Origin of the sequence: Pedobacter ghigonis, from assembly GCF_903166585.1 — a bacterium.
GTDB lineage: Bacteria > Bacteroidota > Bacteroidia > Sphingobacteriales > Sphingobacteriaceae > Pedobacter > Pedobacter ghigonis.
Map to the genome: position 1 here is coordinate 324,672 of NZ_CAESCM010000003.1, position 17,377 is coordinate 342,048.

Genomic DNA, 17,377 nt, shown 5'->3' on the forward strand with positions numbered 1-17,377 from the left:
TTTATCCATAAGCCCTTAATCTGCTTAATTTTTAATTAAACGCTGTATTTCATCCAGTTTCAGTAAAGCTTCAACCGGGGTTAAGGCATTCACATCTAAATTGTTCAGCGTATCTCTGATTTTCACTAAAATCGGATCGTCAATCGCAAACATCTGCAATTGGTAGGCCTGATTTTGTACTTTTTTAATGCTGTCTTTTATACTTTGGCCTTCTGTACGATCTATTTCGAGTTTTTTCAGAATTTCATTGGCCCTGCCAATCAATTTTGGCGGCATACCAGCCATTTTGGCCACATGAATACCAAAGCTGTGCTCACTTCCACCGGGAACAAGCTTCCGTAAGAAGATCACCTTATGGGTCATTTCTTTAACTGAAACATTAAAGTTTTTAATGCGGGGCATGGTATTGGCCAGCTCGTTTAGCTCGTGGTAATGTGTGGCAAAAAGGGTTTTTGGTCGCGAGGTTGGGTGTTGGTGTAAAAACTCGGCAATGGCCCAGGCAATCGAAATACCATCATAAGTGCTGGTTCCACGACCAATTTCATCCAATAAAATTAAGCTATTGTCTGAAATATTATTCAGGATACTGGCCGTTTCATTCATTTCGACCATGAATGTACTTTCGCCCGAGGAGATGTTATCAGAAGCACCTACACGGGTAAAAATCTTATCCACAATGCCCACTTCAGCATCTTTGGCCGGCACAAAGGATCCCATTTGGGCCATCAATACAATCAAAGCAGTTTGACGCAAAATAGCCGACTTACCCGCCATGTTGGGACCAGTAATCATGATAATCTGCTGGCTTTCTGTATCCAGGTACACATCGTTGGTAATGTATTCCTGCCCTACCGGAAGTTGCTTTTCAATTACCGGGTGGCGACCACCTTTAATATCGAGTACCTTATCTGTCGTAACTTTTGGCTTATTGTAATGATTTTTGGCAGCCAGTTGTGCAAAACACAGCAAGCAATCCAACTGGGCAATTAAGAATGAATCGAGTTGGATAGGTTTAATGTAACCTGCTGTTTCATACATCAGTTCGTTGTACAAACGCACTTCGATAGCCTGAATTTTCTCTTCAGCACCTAAAATCTGGTCTTCGTACTCTTTAAGTTCAGGCGTAATGTACCTTTCGGCATTAACAAGGGTCTGCTTACGGATCCAACCTTCGGGTACTTTATCTTTGTGGGTATGGGTTACTTCTAAATAATAACCAAATACATTATTGAAAGCAATTTTTAATGAAGGGATACCCGTGGCTTCGGCTTCGCGTTTCTGTATCTGAACAAGGTAATCCTTGCCACCAAATGCAATTTTACGCAGGCGGTCTAAATCTTCATCAATGCCATCGGCAATAACATTTCCTTTTACCAATAATGCTGGTGGATCGGCTTGTAATTCTCTTTCAATCCGGTCGCGAATGGCCAGACAAGGGTTTAACTGATCGGCAATTTTGATTAAAAACGGATTTTTAGAATCGGCAGCCAGTTTTTTAACTGATTCGATATGATACATGGCGCGTTTGAGCGCTACCAGTTCGCGTGGACCAACACGTTGTAAACCCACTTTAGAAATCAGGCGTTCTAAATCGCCGATTTGTTTAATGTGCGATAAAAATTCTTCCTGTAAAGTCTCGTTAGACACAAAGTATTCTACCATACCCAGGCGTTCCTGAATGGGTTTCAGCTCCTTTAACGGCATGATAATCCATTTTTGCAGCAAGCGCGCACCCATTGGCGTGCAGGTATGATCCAGAATATCGAATAAGGTTACTGCATTGTCGTTAGGAGAGTTAACCAGTTCAAGGTTACGGATGGTAAAGCGATCCAGCCACATGAAGCGGTCTTCTTCAATGCGGCTTATCGAGGTAATGTGCTGCAGGTTACGGTGTTCGGTTTCGCCCAAATAGTGCAAAATAACACCGGCAGCCACTATTCCGCTTTGCAAACGGTCTACACCAAAACCTTTTAAGGAGGTTACCTCGAAATGTTTCATCAGCGTTTCGTTTCCGTAATCGCTGGTAAAAGGCCATTCATCTAAACCGAAAGTATAAAAGCGGTCGCCAAAATTTTCTGTAAAGGCCTGCCGTTTCGATTTCTGGAAAATAACCTCTGTAGGTTTAAAACCTTGTAAAAGTTTATCGATATAATCACTATTGCCTTGCGCAATTAAAAATTCGCCGGTCGAAATATCTAAAAATGAAACACCCAGTTGTGTTTTATCGAAGAAAACGCAGGCCAGGAAATTATTCGATTTCTGGTTTACGATATTATCGCCATAAGCCACACCGGGCGTAACCAATTCTGTTACACCACGTTTAACAATGGTTTTGGTTGTTTTGGGGTCTTCCAGCTGATCGCAAATGGCTACACGCTGGCCCGCACGAACCAGTTTAGATAAATAGTTATCGAGAGAGTGATGCGGAAAACCGGCAAGCTCGAGAGCACCACCATTTGGGCCTGTTCCTCTGCGGGTTAATACAATACCTAATATTTGTGCTGTTTTTACGGCGTCTTCGCCAAAGGTTTCGTAAAAATCGCCTACCCTAAATAATAACAATGCGCCCGGATACTTCGCCTTAATAGCGTTGTATTGCTGCATTAACGGGGTTTCTTTATTCGTGTCTTTAGCCAAAACTGAAATTAATTTGCAAAAGCCATAAAGATAGCACGAATATGCATTGTACGGCTGTTTTGTTGAAAAGTTGAAAGATTGTTAGTGAAATCAGTTTCCAATCTACAGTTGGCAGTTTTAAGCTAGCGAACATGAACCGTTAATCAGTTCAACCAATTAACCGATTAACCAATTTAAACATTTTAAATTAACGAGCATGAACAGTTAACCGGTTTAAACAATTAACTCATATTTGAAAATGAAGGGTTCGTCACCTTTCGGAAAGTTTAGTCCTGCTATCCGCTTTACTTCTCCCGATGAAAAATCGGGATCGTGCCCGCTCCTATCAGGTTTAAGAACAATGGCCGGTCAGACTCCACTTTATAAGATTAACTTATTTGCACAGTTTTATAATTTAAACAATTAATCACAGTTAAGTGTTAATCTTAAAATCAAAATATTTAGAACATGACGATACAACTGAATGCCGACAAGAACTTAACCATACACCAGGAATACGAAGAAAAAATTAAAGGCCTGCTAAATGAAGGACTGAGCAGATACACTGATCTGATAACACGTTTGGAAGTTCATTTATCAGATGAAAATGGTAGTAAAGACGGTTTAGCCGATAAAAGATGTTTATTAGAAGCCCGGATTACAGGAAAAGATCCTGTTGCGGTAACCAACCTGGGTAATACTTACGATTTAGCGCTTAACGGTGCTTTAACGAAATTAAAAAATACACTTGAAAAAGTGTCCGGTAAGTTGAAGGTTCATTAATTAAATCACTTCAAAAGAGATGCTGAAACAAGTTCAGCAAGACGATAAGGAATGATATAAAGGGATTCGTCATTGCGAAGCCGGGTTGTGTGAGCTGAAGCAATCTTATAAAGCAGTAACTACTTGGATTGCTTCAGCCAATAAAAAAATGGCCACGCAAAGGTTTTTTATATTCGACTCTTTTTAAACTTTAACTCTTTCGAGTTCTTCGATATAGCTTAAAAAAAGTCGCATTGCTTTTGTTCTATCTTCAGTTACCTCAAATTGTAATTTGTGGTACAGGTAATCCTCCAGGTCAAAATTGCTTACAGGTGGCAATTCTGCTAAAACTTCTTTACGATGATCTAAGCCAAACTTTAAAGCGGCATTAAACTCATCTTTAAATTGCTGCGAAATTTCTTTATTGGCTACCCATGCAGCATACATAAAAGGCAAACCGGTAAACTTCTTCCATTCTTCGCCCATATCGTAAACGAAAGCAAAATCCTGTGTTTTCCCGAAAGTACGGTCGCCGATTAAAACAAAAGCATCTGTTTCTGCATTTTGATCAGTTGTAAATTCTACCTCCTGCTCCCAGTGAAATTTTAATAAAACTTTAGCCAGGTTGTTCGAGGTGCGGGAATGCGCATCCAATCGTAGCGTTTTAATTTCACTAACCGGTACATTGCTGAAAATAAATACCGAATTTACTGCGCCATCGCTTCCAATACAATAATCGGCAACGATATTAGCATTTGGGACTAATGGAATAGCAGCTACAGGCATCAAACCAATATCTGCCTGACCGTTAATTACTTTAGCAGCGCAATCTGAAGGAATATCTAAACTTAAATCTATCTTATCGATAATAGGCGAATGGGCTAAGCCGTATATAAATGCTTTGGTATTGGTGTAGGCAACAGCCGATATTTTGATCTTATTCAAGGTGTTATGTTATTTTATGTCATTCTGACGATAGGAAGAATCTCCAACCTACTGTCTACATAATTAAGTTCTGTGGAAAGTTCCTGCTATCAACTAACAGGTGCTTCGTTTCTTAGCATGACAGCATAAATTTATTATCCAATCACTAAACCGTCTAGATGAACGGCACTATTAAATTCAAGAACGGTAAATTTTCCATCCTCGAAGCCCATTTTGTATAACACAGTATTCTGGTGTGGAAATTCGGTCATTTCGCTTAATGGTTTTCCCAGTAACAGGCATAAGAAAACCCTCATGGCCCTTCCGTGCATGCAAAGTAATACTTTTTGCTCTTGTGGCCGGGTCATTAAAACTTCCATAGGTTGTTTTAAGCGTTCGTATACATCCTGCACACTTTCACCGCCTTCAAAATGGGCACTGTAATTACCCTCCTGCCAGCATTGCAACATCGACCGAAAAGCTTCACGTGCCTCTTCTGTATTGGGTTTTCCTTCCCAAACTCCCCAGGCCAGCTCGTCTAAGCCCGATAAACGTTCCCATGGCAGGTCCGAATCAATAAATTTCTGTACGGTTTGCCAGGTACGCTTTAAATCGGAAGTGTAGATTTTATCGAAGCCCACATCCTTATAGGTTTGATAAAAAGCCTCTGCCTGCGCCCTGCCTAAATCATTTAAATCAGCATTTATACCCCTGCCTTGTACTATGCCCTGTCTGTTCAATTCTGTTTCGCCGTGGCGGATGATATAAATTTGCTTCATATTTTTTATTTAATGAATGAGTGATTGAGTTTTGAATGAGAGAATTATGGTGTACTCAATAACGTTCAATCAATCTCTCATTCAGTCATTCAATCCTTAATTTACCACTGGTAATTTATAATAAGCAGGTTTCTTTTCCTCTTCGAAAACAACATGCTCAAAATCGGTTACTACATTATATAAGGTGTCGCGCTCGATGGCTTTTCTGCCTACTTGCTTAATCAGGTTTACGAGTTCTTTGGTGCTCATTGCCGGATTCTGTTCTTCGGCACCCGCCATCGAATAGATTTTGGTAGTATCATCCAATGTACCGTCAATATCATCTACACCATAGTTCAACGACAATTGTGCTGTTTCGCGACTAATCATTGCCCAATAGGCTTTAATGTGATCGAAATTATCCATATAGATTCGGGCGATGGCATAATTCCTTAAATCTTCTATTACCGAAACTTCGGGCACATTACTCATCTGGTTATGCTGGTTGCGGAATTTTAGCGGAATAAAGGTTTGGAAACCACCGGTTTTATCCTGTAGCTCGCGAAGTTTCTCCATATGATCTACGCGGTGCCAGAATTGTTCGATATGACCATAAAGCATGGTGGCATTGCTACGCATACCCAGTTTATGCCATTCTTCGTGTATAGCCAGCCATTGTTCGCCCGTACATTTATCTTTGGCAATCTGATCGCGCACCTCAGGGTGGAAAATTTCTGCACCTCCGCCCGGAATAGATTCTAAACCGGCCTCTTTCATCAGGCGCATTCCGGTTGCGTAATCAATTTTAGCTTTCTTAAAAATATAGTGGTATTCTACCGGCGTTAAAGCTTTAACATGCAAATCAGGACGGTGTTGCTTAATAGCTGTAAACAGCGATGAATAGAAAGCCACATCATACTGTGGTAAAACACCGCCAACAATATGCACTTCGGTTACCGGCTCATCGTCGTATTTTTTTACAATATCGAGCATTTGATCCATGGTTAAGGCCCAACCTTCTTCTTTTTGCTTCAAGAGGCGCGAGTACGAGCAGAATTTGCAATCGTAAACACAAAGATTGGTTGGTTCTAAATGGAAATTGCGGTTAAAATAAGTTTTGTCGCCGTGTTTTTGCTCTCTTACAAAGTTGGCCAAAACGCCCAGATAGCCTAATTCTGCGTGCTCATAGAGGTAAACGCCTTCGTCAAAACTAATCCGCTCTCCATGAAGAACTTTGTGTGCAATGTTTTGTAGTTCAGTTGATAAGTTGGTATCAGCTAGTATTTTTTCAACCTGATCAGTTGTATTCATTCCTGAAATATTTTGAACAAAAATACAATAATGAGGCGATTTGAAAATCATTTTCTTGTAACAAACCGGTATTTATTATTTCGCAATACATTATTTGAATGTTAGCAGGATTAATTTTTGAATGAGTAAATATGCATCCTGCCTTAAACATTCAATCATTCAAAATTTAATTATTTAAGTAAGTCTTATATTCTTCAGGCAAGCTTCCGCGCTAATCAGTGCGTCCGTGGCTCAAATAGATTGCAAACAAAAAAAGCACCTCTTTTCAGAAGTGCTTTCGGGTATGTTTTTCAATGTTAAATATTATCGTGCAGCTGGTACAAATGTTAAAATGATGTTTGCAGTTCTGCCACCAAATTCAATTGGCGATTTTAATACCATTTGTGTGCTCGAAAGTTCGGTTAATACTAAACGGTAACCTTCACTTACGTTTTTAGCTTTATCACCTTCGTAGATTTTTTTAAACTGGAAAGTCTGGTCTTTTGGTGCTGCCGACCAGAAAATAGTTTGCATTACCGATCCGCAGGCACTTGATGACGGTAAAGTATACGATCCGTTACCGCTGTTGGTTAATTTCCAGGTACTGCCCTGAAAGCATTTATACGATTTCTCACCGAATAAACCTTGCACAGCGCCATCAGGTAAACCTTCTAAAGCTACGTTGCTTACTACCCAGTCGCGCACTACTGTACCTCTGCTACCGGTAACTCCTGCGGTTACCCTTTTGGCAGTATTGCAGCTTTGTAACATTACTAAAGTAGAACATGCGATTGCGATAGCTATAAATAATCTTTTCATTTTAGTTTAATTTAAATTTCGTCAAAGTTGTTACATAAATCTTGCCAAAACAATTACGAAGTTTAAATTAGCTGCAAAATATTAAATTGCAATCTGATATTATTTCGATCAACCCCTATTATCATGAAACCCGAAACCCTTGCTATTCACGCATCTAATCTCGTTAACAGTGCTACAGGCGATGTTACCCCTCCCATTAATCTGTCTACAACTTTTTTTCGCGATGAGCATGGCGGGTATCCGGGCGGCCACATGTACAGCCGGGTAAGCAATCCAAACCGGTCTGCTTTAGAAAACACTTTAGCCAAATTAGAATACGGTGAAGATGCAGCTGCCTTCTCATCGGGAAATACTTCGGGAATGGCCTTGTTCCAGGCGTTAAAGGTCGGTAGTCATATTATTGCACCAGATGATATGTACTGGGGCTTTAAAAAACAACTGCTTACCATTTTCGCCGATATACTTGAATTTGATTTCGTCGACCAAACAGATCTGGAGCTGGTTAAAGCTTCTGTTAAGCCCAACACTAAACTCATTTGGTCGGAAACACCTTCCAATCCCTTATTAAAAGTTACGGATATCAGTGCAATAGCTAAAATTGCAAAGGCAGCCGATATCACTTTTGCCTGCGATAGTACTTTCGCCTCTCCTATTTTACAAAACCCGATTTTGCTGGGGGCTGATATTGTGATGCACAGCAGTACCAAATACCTGGGTGGCCACAGCGATGTGTTAGGTGGCGTTTTGATTACAGCGAAAAAAGATGAACTATGGGATAAAATTAAGAATGTGCAGCAAACCGGTGGTGCCGTTCCATCGCCTTTTGATTGCTACCTGTTAACGCGCAGCATTAAAACCCTCGCATACCGTATGAAAGGTCACTGCGAGAATGGTGAAAAAGTAGCCGATTATTTAAATCAGCACCCACAGGTAGAAGCTGTTTTTTATCCGGGATTAGAAACGCATCCGCAACATGAAATTGCTAAAAGCCAAATGAAAGATTTTGGTGGTATGATGTCTTTCCTGGTAAAAGGTGGTGTAGAGGCAGCAAGTAAAGTGGTTAATAAAGTGCAGTTATTTGCGCAGGCTACCAGCTTAGGCGGGGTGGAAAGTTTGATTGAACACCGCTACTCGATTGAGGGACCGGATAGTAAAACACCTAAAAACCTATTGCGCATTTCGGTTGGACTGGAGCACGCAGATGATATTATTGCCGATTTAGAACAGGCTTTGAGTTAACTTATTTTTTAATCCTATAAGGTTTTAAAAACCTTATAGGATTATCTATAGGACTTAAAAATTATTTCGGGTTACAAACCGTAGTTAATTTAAGCGAATAATTGGCTTCTAAAGGCTCATTGGTTTGCGCCAAACGTTGCGAACCGGTATTGGCCGGACAAGCAATATCGCCTGCTGCATCATAAACCAATTTATTGCCATTGGCCAATAACTCTTTAGGTACATAAACCTGCACTTTGGTAATGGAATAGCCCGAAGGAAAATAACGCACATAATAACCATCAGGATGTTTGGTCCAGATTCCGCTCGGCACATCGCTTCTTGGAGGTGCCATACCTGCAATAATTGCATATTTTTCCATATCAGCATAGGTATAATTGCCTGATGCCACCAACTGTCTGATGTTATTTTCGGCTTCAAACACAGCTTTTAAGCCCGATGGCAACTGATCTTTAGCTTTTTCCATTACATCAAAAGGCAAAACCCCCAAAGCACCGCCTTCTAACTGGGTAAGTTGTTTAGGCGTAAGTAATTTAATGGCTGTAAGTTTAACCTGTCCGCTGTAATCAGCAAATTTAGTACGGGCAATAATGGTCCACAATAAAACCTGAATATCATGCTGTTCTACTTCAGGGTGTTTTTCGGCACTCTTTAATATCGATACTACAATTTCTTCTTTGGGTCCTAACACCGGAGCAAACATGTAACCATCGCCTTTTGATGGGGCAAAGGTTCCGGCTTTGAGGCAATAGCTTTTATTGGTCATTTCATAAAAACCCTCGCAAAGCACATAACCGCCTTCCGGATTTTTAGGCAATAAATATAAAGGCTGAAATTTCTCATTCGATTTAAAATCGGGCATCATCTCGCCTTCGCGGTTTACATCTTCGAAACTGGTGGTAATGGCAGCAGGTTGTTTCAGAAATTTATCAACGCCTAAGGCTTTAGCGCCTTGTGCCGTACCCACTTTTAACAGTTTATCTTTTAAACCGCCAAACTGGGCATTAACGTTGTTTAAGCAGGCAACAGTAAATAATATTGCCAAACCAAAGAATTTTACATTTTTCATGATGATTAGATTTAGATAGGTAACACAAACTTAAAGTTTTAACCATTAACTTTATATTAAAATATTTGTGGAGCCTTAATTATTTAAAATTAGCACCCTCATTTACAGTAACTTGTTTTAAAATCAAAATTTTATTTTGTGGATTAAAATTAAATTCAGACATTTGGAATATTATTTGGCAGCAAGCTAAGTAAAAGTCAATCTTCAGAGGTTGATTTATAAAGAAGTGGCGAGAGACTGGCTCGATGACCCACTGGCAACCCTCAGAAAGAGAAGGTGCCAATTCCTGACCGGTTAACATGGTGTTATCTGGTGATATAAATTTTAACTGATGAAAACATTAAATCTTCAATCGCTAAGCGAACCCAGTTCAAACCTTAAAAATGTAGGAAATCTTTCTATGTCTTTTATGTGTTGCAATATGCAGGCGATTACTTGTATGTGCTGTTGCATACAGTAATTTAAAAATCTTCCCTTTTTGTGTTTTTCAAACTGGAAGGTCCCGCTAAAACGGGATACGCCCACACAGGTTTAACCTTTAGGTTAGTCTGATCCCTACAGATTATTCAACATTTAAAAATTTAAGCATTAAAGATTATGTCAACTTCATATAAATTCGAAACTTTACAAATACACGCAGGTCAGGAAATCGATCCAACTACAGGCTCAAGGGCTGTTCCTATTTATCAAACCACTTCTTACGGTTTTAAAAATGCTGAGCATGGGGCTAATTTATTTGCCTTGAAAGAGTTTGGTAATATTTATACCAGGATCATGAACCCAACCAGCGATGTTTTCGAAAAACGCATTGCAGCTTTAGAAGGTGGCGTAGCAGCATTGGCAGTAGCATCTGGTCAGGCGGCACAATTTATTGCCTTAAATAATATCCTCGAAGCTGGCGACAGTATTGTTTCTTCTTCTCACGTTTACGGTGGTACTTATAATCAGTTTAAAGTAGCATTTAAGCGTTTGGGTATTCATGTCGATTTTGCTAACCCGGATGTGCCTGAAGAATTTGAAGCTAAAATTACCGATAAAACAAAAGCTATTTATTTAGAAACCATTGGTAACCCGGCTTTTAGTGTGCCCGATTTTGAGAAAATAGCCGCTATTGCCAAAAAATATGATCTTCCGTTAATTGTTGATAATACTTTCGGTGCTGCAGGTTACCTGTTTAAGCCATTAGAACATGGTGCAAACGTAGTGGTACAATCGGCTACGAAATGGATTGGCGGACATGGAACCAGTATTGGCGGTGTAATTGTAGATGGTGGAAATTATAACTGGGGAAATGGTAAGTTTCCACAGTTTAGCGAACCATCAGAAGGTTACCATGGCCTGGTTTTCAGCGATGTTTTCGGTGTTGATGGTCCTTTTGGTAATATTCAGTTCATTATCCGTGCACGTGTAGAAGGTTTGAGGGATTTAGGTCCGGCTATTGCACCATTCAACTCTTTCCTGTTATTGCAAGGGCTCGAAACTTTATCGCTTCGCGTACAACGCCATGTAGATAATGCTTTAGAACTGGCTACCTGGTTAGAAAACCATCCGGCAGTTAAAGAAGTGGCTTATCCAGGTTTGGCCAGCAGTAAATACAATAGTCTGGCAAAGAAATATTTAAGCAATGGCTTTGGAGCAGTTTTATCATTCGAGTTAAACGGCAGCAAAGAAAGTGCGACCCAACTGATCGATAATTTAAAGCTGATTTCGCACCTGGCCAATGTGGGAGATGCCAAAACGCTGATTATCCAGCCATCGGCTACCACACACCAGCAATTAAGCGATAGCGAACAACTGGCCGCAGGTGTTAAACCGAACTCGCTTCGCGTATCGGTTGGTATCGAGCATATCGACGACATTAAGGCCGATTTTGAGCAAGCTTTTGCAGCCATTGGCTTATCAGTAAGTGCAGCCAGTTTACAAGCCTAATCCTTTTTTATTACCATCAGCATTATTTTAGCATGAGCACAGCATCAACATATCAATACAACAAACAATTTAAGCTCGAAAGCGGAAAAAAAATCCGTAATCTGCAAATCGCTTATCAAACATATGGCAAGTTAAACGCAAAGAAAGATAACGTGATATGGGTTTGCCACGCGCTTACTGCCAATGCAGATGTTTTTGAATGGTGGGAAGGCCTATTTGGACAAAACGCTTTATTCAATCCTAACGATCATTATATTGTTTGTGCAAATGTATTGGGCTCTAACTATGGCACAACCAATCCTTTAAGTACCAATCCGGTTAACGGCCTGCCCTATTACCTGTCGTTTCCGCAGTTTACTATCCGCGATTTTGTTTCAGCACACCAGCTTTTAGCAGCGCATTTGCAAATCGATACCATTAAATTATTGATTGGTGGTTCGTTAGGTGGACAACAGGCGGTTGAATGGAGCATTATTGAGCCGAATAAAATTGAGAATCTGATTTTAGTGGCTACGAATGCGGTACACTCACCCTGGGGAATTGCCTTTAACGAAAGTCAGCGACTGGCAATTACTACCGACCGTACTTTTTATGCCAATAAACCTGATGGAGGACTTAAAGGTTTGAAAGCAGCAAGAAGTATTGCGCTTTTAAGCTATCGCACCTACAATGCTTATGGCAGTACGCAAGTAGAAAGTGTAAACGATAAAACCGATAATTTCAGGGCTTCATCTTATCAGAATTATCAGGGCGAGAAATTAACCAAGCGCTTCAATGCCTACAGCTATTATTATTTAACTAAAGCAATGGATAGCCACAATGTTGGGCGCAACCGCAAGAGTATTGCCGATGCTTTAAAATTGGTTAAAGCCAATACACTGGTAATTGGTATCGAAAACGATTTCCTTTTCCCGATTTCGGAACAGAAATACCTTGCCGATCATATTACTGGTGCCGAATTTGCTGCCATCCATTCAGAATACGGTCATGACGGCTTCTTAATCGAAACCAATGCTTTGACCAATATTATCGGAACATTTATTAAAGAGAGTCGCGATAAAAAAATAATCAAGTTGCAGCATACTGCATAGAAAGCGTATTAGCAGAAAGACAAAAGACTGAAGCAGAGAGTGTAAAGCAGAAAGACAGAAGACTTAAGCGTAAAGCTAAATAATAAAGACAAAAACAAATATAAGAACAATAGGATCGGCTAAAATCCGGTTATCTGTATAATCACAAAATAAAAATGAGTAAGAATTTAAAAATCGGTTTATTTGGTTTCGGAGTTGTAGGACAAGGTTTACTGGACATTATCCAGAGCCAGAACCTGAATCTTGAAATCATTAAAATCGCGATAAAAGATCCAAAGAAGAAACGTACGCTCAATAAAGATTTATTTACTACCGATCGTAACGAAATACTGAATAATACCGAAATCAATACAATTGTTGAATTGATTAACGATGCTGATGCTGCATACGAAATTGTAACTACCGCCTTAAAAAATGGTAAGAATGTAGTTTCGGCCAATAAAAAAATGATTGCTACACACTTAAAAGAGCTGGTAGATTTACAGGCAGAGCATGGTACTTCCCTGTTGTACGAAGGTGCAGTATGTGGTAGTATTCCAATTATCCGTAACCTGGAAGAGTATTATGACAACGAATTGTTCCATGCCTTGAGCGGAATTTTTAACGGTTCTTCTAACTACATTCTGTCTAAAATATTTAACGAAAACCAGAGCTACGATTCGGCATTGAAAGAAGCTCAGGATTTAGGTTTTGCCGAAACTGATCCTATTCTGGATGTGGGAGGTTACGATCCGAAATATAAACTGGCGATTGCTACAGCACATGCTTACGGCATATTTGTAGATCCTGATACCATTCTGAATATTGGTATCCAAAACCTTTCGCAATACGATATTAAATACGCACGCGAGAAAAACTTTAAAATCAAACTGGTGCCAACAGCCCGCAAGGTAAATACCAAGGATGTGGTAACTTATGTTTTGCCAAAACTGGTAGCCAAAGATGATTTCTTGTATAATGTAGAAAACGAATATAATGCTGTAGCGGTACAAGCTGCTTTTGCCGATAAACAGTTTTTCTATGGTAAAGGTGCAGGCGGTCACCCGACTGGTGCAGCTGTACTATCGGATATTGCGGCTTTGCGTTACGATTACCGTTATGAGTATAAAAAATACCACTCAGAAAACGGTGTAAAACATACTGAAGAAATTTTACTGGAAGTGTATTTGCGCTATGCAGATGAAGATTTGATTACTTTATTGGAATTCGATAACATCAGCGAGCGTTATGCTGCCGATAGCTATAAATATGTGGTTGGAACACTTAAGCTGGAAAGTTTAATCAAAAACCGCGAATTGCTTTTAGATCCGGCTGTTTTTGTAGCCTACACCGGCAGACAGATTTACAAGCAAGAGCTGCTAAGCGAAAATGTTTTTGCCGAAGAACTGGCAGCCCTTTAAACTCAGAAACTGTTTAAATTTCTGTGAAATTCAAACGGGCGGTGGAGACACCGCCCGTTAGCAACGCTAGAGGTTGGTGTCCACGCCGACCTGATAGACCTGCAAATTGTTTATTCATTTTTAAACAGCCTAGTAATTTTTAAGGTTAATTTTTTTATTTGTTTTGTTGTTAAGCATAAAGGCCGGAGCGATTCCGGCCTTTTGTGTTTTATTTAACTTTTACATATTTTTCTACAATCACCCGATCTACCCCTTCTCCTTCTACCTTTTCTACCCCTTGCTGAATTAAGGTATCCTGCTTAATGCTCAGCTTAAAATTAAAGGTATTGCCTTCCCAGTTCTTATTTTTATAATATTCCAGATGTTCAGTATAGTTATCGTTATCCAGTTTAAAACTTCCGCCGCCGGCATCAAAACCGGCTGTATCTTTAGGGTTGGTACTATGCTTTAAAAATGCAAAATGCGTATCGTTAAACATTTTAATCATTTTTAGTTTGCCCGTATAATCGGTTACCTCGCTTTTACCATTTTGCGTGGTAGTAGCCGAAACCAGCTGCCACGTACCCTGAATGTTTAGCGATTCTTTCTTTTTTTCAGCCGGTCCATTGCACGCTGCCAGCGAGAGCAACGCCAAGCCAATTAAATAATTTAATTTCATATTAAGCAATATATTTGGTTAGTGTTTTTGTTATCCGCGCCCAGCCATTTGCATCAGTTTATGTGCTAAATCTTTACCTAAATAGCTATCAATAATGCGGTGTACCAGATAGAGTATTGGAGTCATTAAAATGGCTACAACAAACTTGTAAGTATAACCCACCAAACCTATGGCAAAAACCATTTTCCAGGTGTAATGGTATTGTGGATTAAGGTAAAAGGCAATAAAAATTACAACAAAACTATCTACAAACTGAGAAACGAGTGTTGAACCCGTAGCCCTCAACCACAGTGCACGTTCGCCGGTTATCTTTTTAATGCGGTGAAAAATCAGTACATCAACCATTTGACCTATAATAAAGGCTGTAATTGAGCCGACAATAATCCACATCCCCTGCCCAAAAATACCTGCAAAGGCGTTGTTCATGTTGAGGTCTTCACCGTTAATTTTTTGGTGAACCCAGAAATCGGCTGCACTTAAATGCATAGATCCCCAAACTACAATAAAGGCAAAGGCGATTAAAATGGAGGTAAGAATGGATAGAAACCTTACCTGTTTCACACCGAAATACTCGTTGATGATATCTGTCATAATGAAGATAATGGGCCAGGTTAATACCCCTGCCGACATCACGAACGACAAATGTGGTACACCTAATAAATTGATGTCGAACTTTTTCATGCCCAGGGTTTCTTCAACACTGAATAATTTAACACCAATAAATTCTGATAATATGGCATTGGCCACAAAAAAACTACCCAGAACAAGTAGTAAACGGCTTTCTTTCGTTTTAAAAGTCATAGGCAATAAATCTAAATATAATCTGTCACATTACAACGCAGATAATGCTTTTTAACAGGAACCTTACGTTCAATTACACGGTAATTTTTCCATGCTGACCGCTAAATACAATTTTTACAATCGCTCGACCCATAAATTTAGGTTAGCAAATTAAATCTCCCAATCTTTGCGCCTCCGAAAAACTAACAGATCATGGCTAAGAAACAACACTTCTATTTAATACTTATTTTAGGTTCACTTGCTGCCCTTGGCCCCTTTTCAATTGATATGTATCTGCCAGGTTTCGTAGATATTGCCAAAGATTTAAAGAGTACAGAATCTGTTGTAGCCCTATCTTTATCGAGCTTTTTTATTGGAATTTCTGCTGGTCAGCTTTTGTACGGGCCTTTACTCGATAAATATGGCCGTAAAAAGCCGCTGTATTTTGGTTTGGGTCTTTATATCGTTTCTTCGTTTTTATGCTTAGCCGTAACTGATGTAAACCAGCTTATTGTTTTGCGTTTTGTACAAGCCATAGGAAGCTGTGCCACTGCTGTAGCTTCGGTTGCCATGGTGCGCGATTTGTTTTCAGTAGAAGAAAGTCCGAAGGTATTTGCTTCATTAATGCTGGTGATTGCAGTTTCCCCTATGCTGGCCCCTACTGCCGGTGGTTATTTAATTTCGGCGCTAGGTTGGAAATACGTATTCGTATTTTTAGGTTTTATGGCGGTTCTAATGCTTTTAGCCTCTATTTTCAAGCTGCCTGAAAGCTATAAACCCGATCCAAAATATTCGTTGAAGCCGAAACCTATATTAACCAACTTTTATACTGTATTGCGTGAACCTCAGTTTTATACTTATGCGCTAATCAGTTCTATTACCTTTTCTGGCTTGTTTGCCTATGTTTCGTCATCGCCAACCGTGTTTATGAAAATTTACGAAGTAAGCAAAACAGGTTATGGCTGGATATTCGCTCTCTTATCGGTTTCCTTTATTGGTTCGAGCCAGGTGAATAGTTTAATCTTAAAATGGTTCAGCAGCAAAAAGATTGTGACCTGGGCACTGGTGGCACAGTGTGTATTTAGTTTAATGTTCTTAATTTTTGCTTTAAATAACTGGCTCAATTTATACAGCACCATTGGTTTTATCGCTTTGTTTCTGGCCTGCCTAGGACTCATTAACCCCAACGCAGCGGCATTATCGCTTGCCCCGTTTTCAAAAAATGCCGGTAGTGCTTCGGCTTTAATGGGCGCATTACAAATGGGTTTGGGTGCACTGGCCTCGGTTATGGTAAGTTTATTTAGTGAACATTCGGTTGTACCTATGCCTTTGGTAATGACAGCAGCAGCGTTTATCGCGTTATTTTGTTTGTTGATTGGTCGCAGGTTTATTGTTAGCGAAGTAGAAGCAAGCGCTGACGCAGCTGTGGTGGCGCATTAAGTTTTTATCTTACCATAAGGAGACTAAGCGCACGAAGTTTTTAAGCTCATTTTATTTCCCGCTGATTTCGCAGAAAAGACACGCAGATTTTAGTAATTAAATCAATATGATCTGCGGGAAAATATTGGTGCAGCATCTTATTTTATCTTACCACAAAGACGCTAAGCGCACAAAGTTTTTAAATGCTTTTTATTTCCCGCTGATTTCGCAGATTAGGAACCACAAGAGCTATTTACAAGCTGTTCGATATGAACGTTCGGCACCCTGATCCGATAACTATCGGATTTATTTCAGGGTCTTTATAGCAGGAAAGATGCTGAAATAAATTCAGCAGGACGATGAGCTTAGATTTAACATCTATAACACAGGCTTTCAAAGGAATACTGATCGAACTCAGGTTAGCAATTAAATCAATATGATCTGCGATAAAATCTTTTAGATCTGCGGGAAAAAGTAGTGTAAGATCTTTTTTTTTCTTACCACTAAGACCCTAAGCGCACAAAGGTTTTAAATACTTTTTATTCCCCGCTGATTTCGCAGAAAAGACACGCAGATTTTCAGCATGACAACTTCTCTAAAAAACCTTTGTGTTCTTCGTGGTA

Annotated in this window: 15 protein-coding genes and 1 riboswitch; of the genes, 7 read left to right on the plus strand and 8 right to left on the minus strand. The window is 39.7% G+C overall.

Annotated elements, in window-relative coordinates; translation table 11 throughout:
* Positions 1-24: 24 nt before the first annotated feature.
* A complete protein-coding gene (gene mutS, locus HWV58_RS06825) occupies positions 25-2,637 on the minus strand; it encodes a DNA mismatch repair protein MutS (protein WP_217706958.1) in 2,613 nt (870 codons plus the stop codon).
* Between the two features lie 238 nt (positions 2,638-2,875).
* Between mutS and HWV58_RS06830 the strand changes: the two genes are divergently transcribed.
* The gene (locus HWV58_RS06830; RefSeq protein WP_175633369.1) at positions 2,876-3,043 is read left to right on the plus strand and encodes a hypothetical protein; all 168 of its coding nucleotides are present in this window, start codon (positions 2,876-2,878) and stop codon (positions 3,041-3,043) included.
* Positions 3,044-3,084: 41 nt separating this feature from the next.
* On the plus strand, positions 3,085-3,399 hold the full coding sequence (locus HWV58_RS06835) for an HPF/RaiA family ribosome-associated protein (RefSeq protein ID WP_175633370.1): 315 nt from the start codon (positions 3,085-3,087) through the stop codon (positions 3,397-3,399).
* A gap of 183 nt (positions 3,400-3,582) precedes the next feature.
* On the opposite strand, the gene HWV58_RS06840 is transcribed toward HWV58_RS06835, so the two are convergent.
* From HWV58_RS06840 to HWV58_RS06855, 4 genes are all read right to left on the minus strand, one after another.
* The gene (locus tag HWV58_RS06840; protein WP_175633371.1) at positions 3,583-4,323 is read right to left on the minus strand and encodes a menaquinone biosynthetic enzyme MqnA/MqnD family protein; all 741 of its coding nucleotides are present in this window, start codon (positions 4,321-4,323) and stop codon (positions 3,583-3,585) included.
* 134 nt (positions 4,324-4,457) lie between these two features.
* A complete protein-coding gene (locus tag HWV58_RS06845) occupies positions 4,458-5,081 on the minus strand; it encodes a histidine phosphatase family protein (RefSeq protein WP_175633372.1) in 624 nt (207 codons plus the stop codon).
* A 96-nt stretch (positions 5,082-5,177) separates the two neighbouring features.
* Positions 5,178-6,371 (minus strand): aminofutalosine synthase MqnE, encoded by a 1,194-nt coding sequence (mqnE, locus tag HWV58_RS06850; RefSeq protein ID WP_175633373.1) that lies wholly within the window; start codon positions 6,369-6,371, stop codon positions 5,178-5,180.
* A 303-nt stretch (positions 6,372-6,674) separates the two neighbouring features.
* Positions 6,675-7,169 carry a hypothetical protein gene (locus HWV58_RS06855; RefSeq protein WP_235972676.1) on the minus strand — a complete coding sequence of 165 codons (495 nt, stop codon included), beginning with the start codon at positions 7,167-7,169 and terminating at the stop codon, positions 6,675-6,677.
* A 123-nt stretch (positions 7,170-7,292) separates the two neighbouring features.
* Here HWV58_RS06855 and HWV58_RS06860 point away from each other — a divergent pair, with 123 nt between their 5' ends.
* Entirely contained in the window at positions 7,293-8,408 is a 1,116-nt protein-coding gene (locus HWV58_RS06860; RefSeq protein ID WP_175633374.1) for a trans-sulfuration enzyme family protein, read from the plus strand.
* A gap of 61 nt (positions 8,409-8,469) precedes the next feature.
* Here HWV58_RS06860 and HWV58_RS06865 read toward each other — a convergent pair whose 3' ends face one another.
* A complete protein-coding gene (locus tag HWV58_RS06865) occupies positions 8,470-9,477 on the minus strand; it encodes a hypothetical protein (protein ID WP_175633375.1) in 1,008 nt (335 codons plus the stop codon).
* Between the two features lie 213 nt (positions 9,478-9,690).
* Positions 9,691-9,801, plus strand: a riboswitch (SAM riboswitch).
* Positions 9,802-10,074: 273 nt separating this feature from the next.
* Here HWV58_RS06865 and HWV58_RS06870 point away from each other — a divergent pair.
* The 3 genes from HWV58_RS06870 (at position 10,075) to HWV58_RS06880 (ending at position 13,897) form a co-directional block, all read left to right on the plus strand.
* Positions 10,075-11,406: an O-acetylhomoserine aminocarboxypropyltransferase/cysteine synthase family protein gene (locus HWV58_RS06870; protein ID WP_175633376.1), complete on the plus strand. Its 1,332-nt coding sequence runs from the start codon at positions 10,075-10,077 to the stop codon at positions 11,404-11,406.
* A 32-nt stretch (positions 11,407-11,438) separates the two neighbouring features.
* On the plus strand, positions 11,439-12,497 hold the full coding sequence (locus HWV58_RS06875; protein ID WP_175633377.1) for a homoserine O-acetyltransferase family protein: 1,059 nt from the start codon (positions 11,439-11,441) through the stop codon (positions 12,495-12,497).
* 155 nt (positions 12,498-12,652) lie between these two features.
* Positions 12,653-13,897, plus strand: a complete 1,245-nt coding sequence (locus tag HWV58_RS06880; protein WP_175633378.1) for a homoserine dehydrogenase — start codon at positions 12,653-12,655, stop codon at positions 13,895-13,897.
* Between the two features lie 208 nt (positions 13,898-14,105).
* On the opposite strand, the gene HWV58_RS06885 is transcribed toward HWV58_RS06880, so the two are convergent.
* Complete coding sequence (locus tag HWV58_RS06885; RefSeq protein WP_175633379.1) at positions 14,106-14,555, minus strand: hypothetical protein; 450 nt, start codon at positions 14,553-14,555, stop codon at positions 14,106-14,108.
* A 30-nt stretch (positions 14,556-14,585) separates the two neighbouring features.
* The gene (locus tag HWV58_RS06890; RefSeq protein WP_175633380.1) at positions 14,586-15,356 is read right to left on the minus strand and encodes a queuosine precursor transporter; all 771 of its coding nucleotides are present in this window, start codon (positions 15,354-15,356) and stop codon (positions 14,586-14,588) included.
* A gap of 192 nt (positions 15,357-15,548) precedes the next feature.
* Between HWV58_RS06890 and HWV58_RS06895 the strand changes: the two genes are divergently transcribed.
* The gene (locus tag HWV58_RS06895; RefSeq protein WP_175633381.1) at positions 15,549-16,775 is read left to right on the plus strand and encodes a multidrug effflux MFS transporter; all 1,227 of its coding nucleotides are present in this window, start codon (positions 15,549-15,551) and stop codon (positions 16,773-16,775) included.
* Positions 16,776-17,377 lie beyond the last annotated feature (602 nt).

Bases quoted from the DNA above. Each gene is read 5' to 3' on its own strand.
- HWV58_RS06830 (WP_175633369.1), top strand. From the start codon at position 2,876: ATGAAGGGTTCGTCACCTTTCGGAAAGTTTAGTCCTGCTATCCGCTTT.
- HWV58_RS06835 (WP_175633370.1), top strand. From the start codon at position 3,085: ATGACGATACAACTGAATGCCGACAAGAACTTAACCATACACCAGGAA.
- HWV58_RS06845 (WP_175633372.1), bottom strand. From the start codon at position 5,081: ATGAAGCAAATTTATATCATCCGCCACGGCGAAACAGAATTGAACAGA.
- mqnE (WP_175633373.1), bottom strand. From the start codon at position 6,371: ATGAATACAACTGATCAGGTTGAAAAAATACTAGCTGATACCAACTTA.
- HWV58_RS06855 (WP_235972676.1), bottom strand. From the start codon at position 7,169: ATGAAAAGATTATTTATAGCTATCGCAATCGCATGTTCTACTTTAGTA.
- HWV58_RS06860 (WP_175633374.1), top strand. From the start codon at position 7,293: ATGAAACCCGAAACCCTTGCTATTCACGCATCTAATCTCGTTAACAGT.
- HWV58_RS06865 (WP_175633375.1), bottom strand. From the start codon at position 9,477: ATGAAAAATGTAAAATTCTTTGGTTTGGCAATATTATTTACTGTTGCC.
- HWV58_RS06870 (WP_175633376.1), top strand. From the start codon at position 10,075: ATGTCAACTTCATATAAATTCGAAACTTTACAAATACACGCAGGTCAG.
- HWV58_RS06875 (WP_175633377.1), top strand. From the start codon at position 11,439: ATGAGCACAGCATCAACATATCAATACAACAAACAATTTAAGCTCGAA.
- HWV58_RS06880 (WP_175633378.1), top strand. From the start codon at position 12,653: ATGAGTAAGAATTTAAAAATCGGTTTATTTGGTTTCGGAGTTGTAGGA.
- HWV58_RS06885 (WP_175633379.1), bottom strand. From the start codon at position 14,555: ATGAAATTAAATTATTTAATTGGCTTGGCGTTGCTCTCGCTGGCAGCG.
- HWV58_RS06890 (WP_175633380.1), bottom strand. From the start codon at position 15,356: ATGACTTTTAAAACGAAAGAAAGCCGTTTACTACTTGTTCTGGGTAGT.
- HWV58_RS06895 (WP_175633381.1), top strand. From the start codon at position 15,549: ATGGCTAAGAAACAACACTTCTATTTAATACTTATTTTAGGTTCACTT.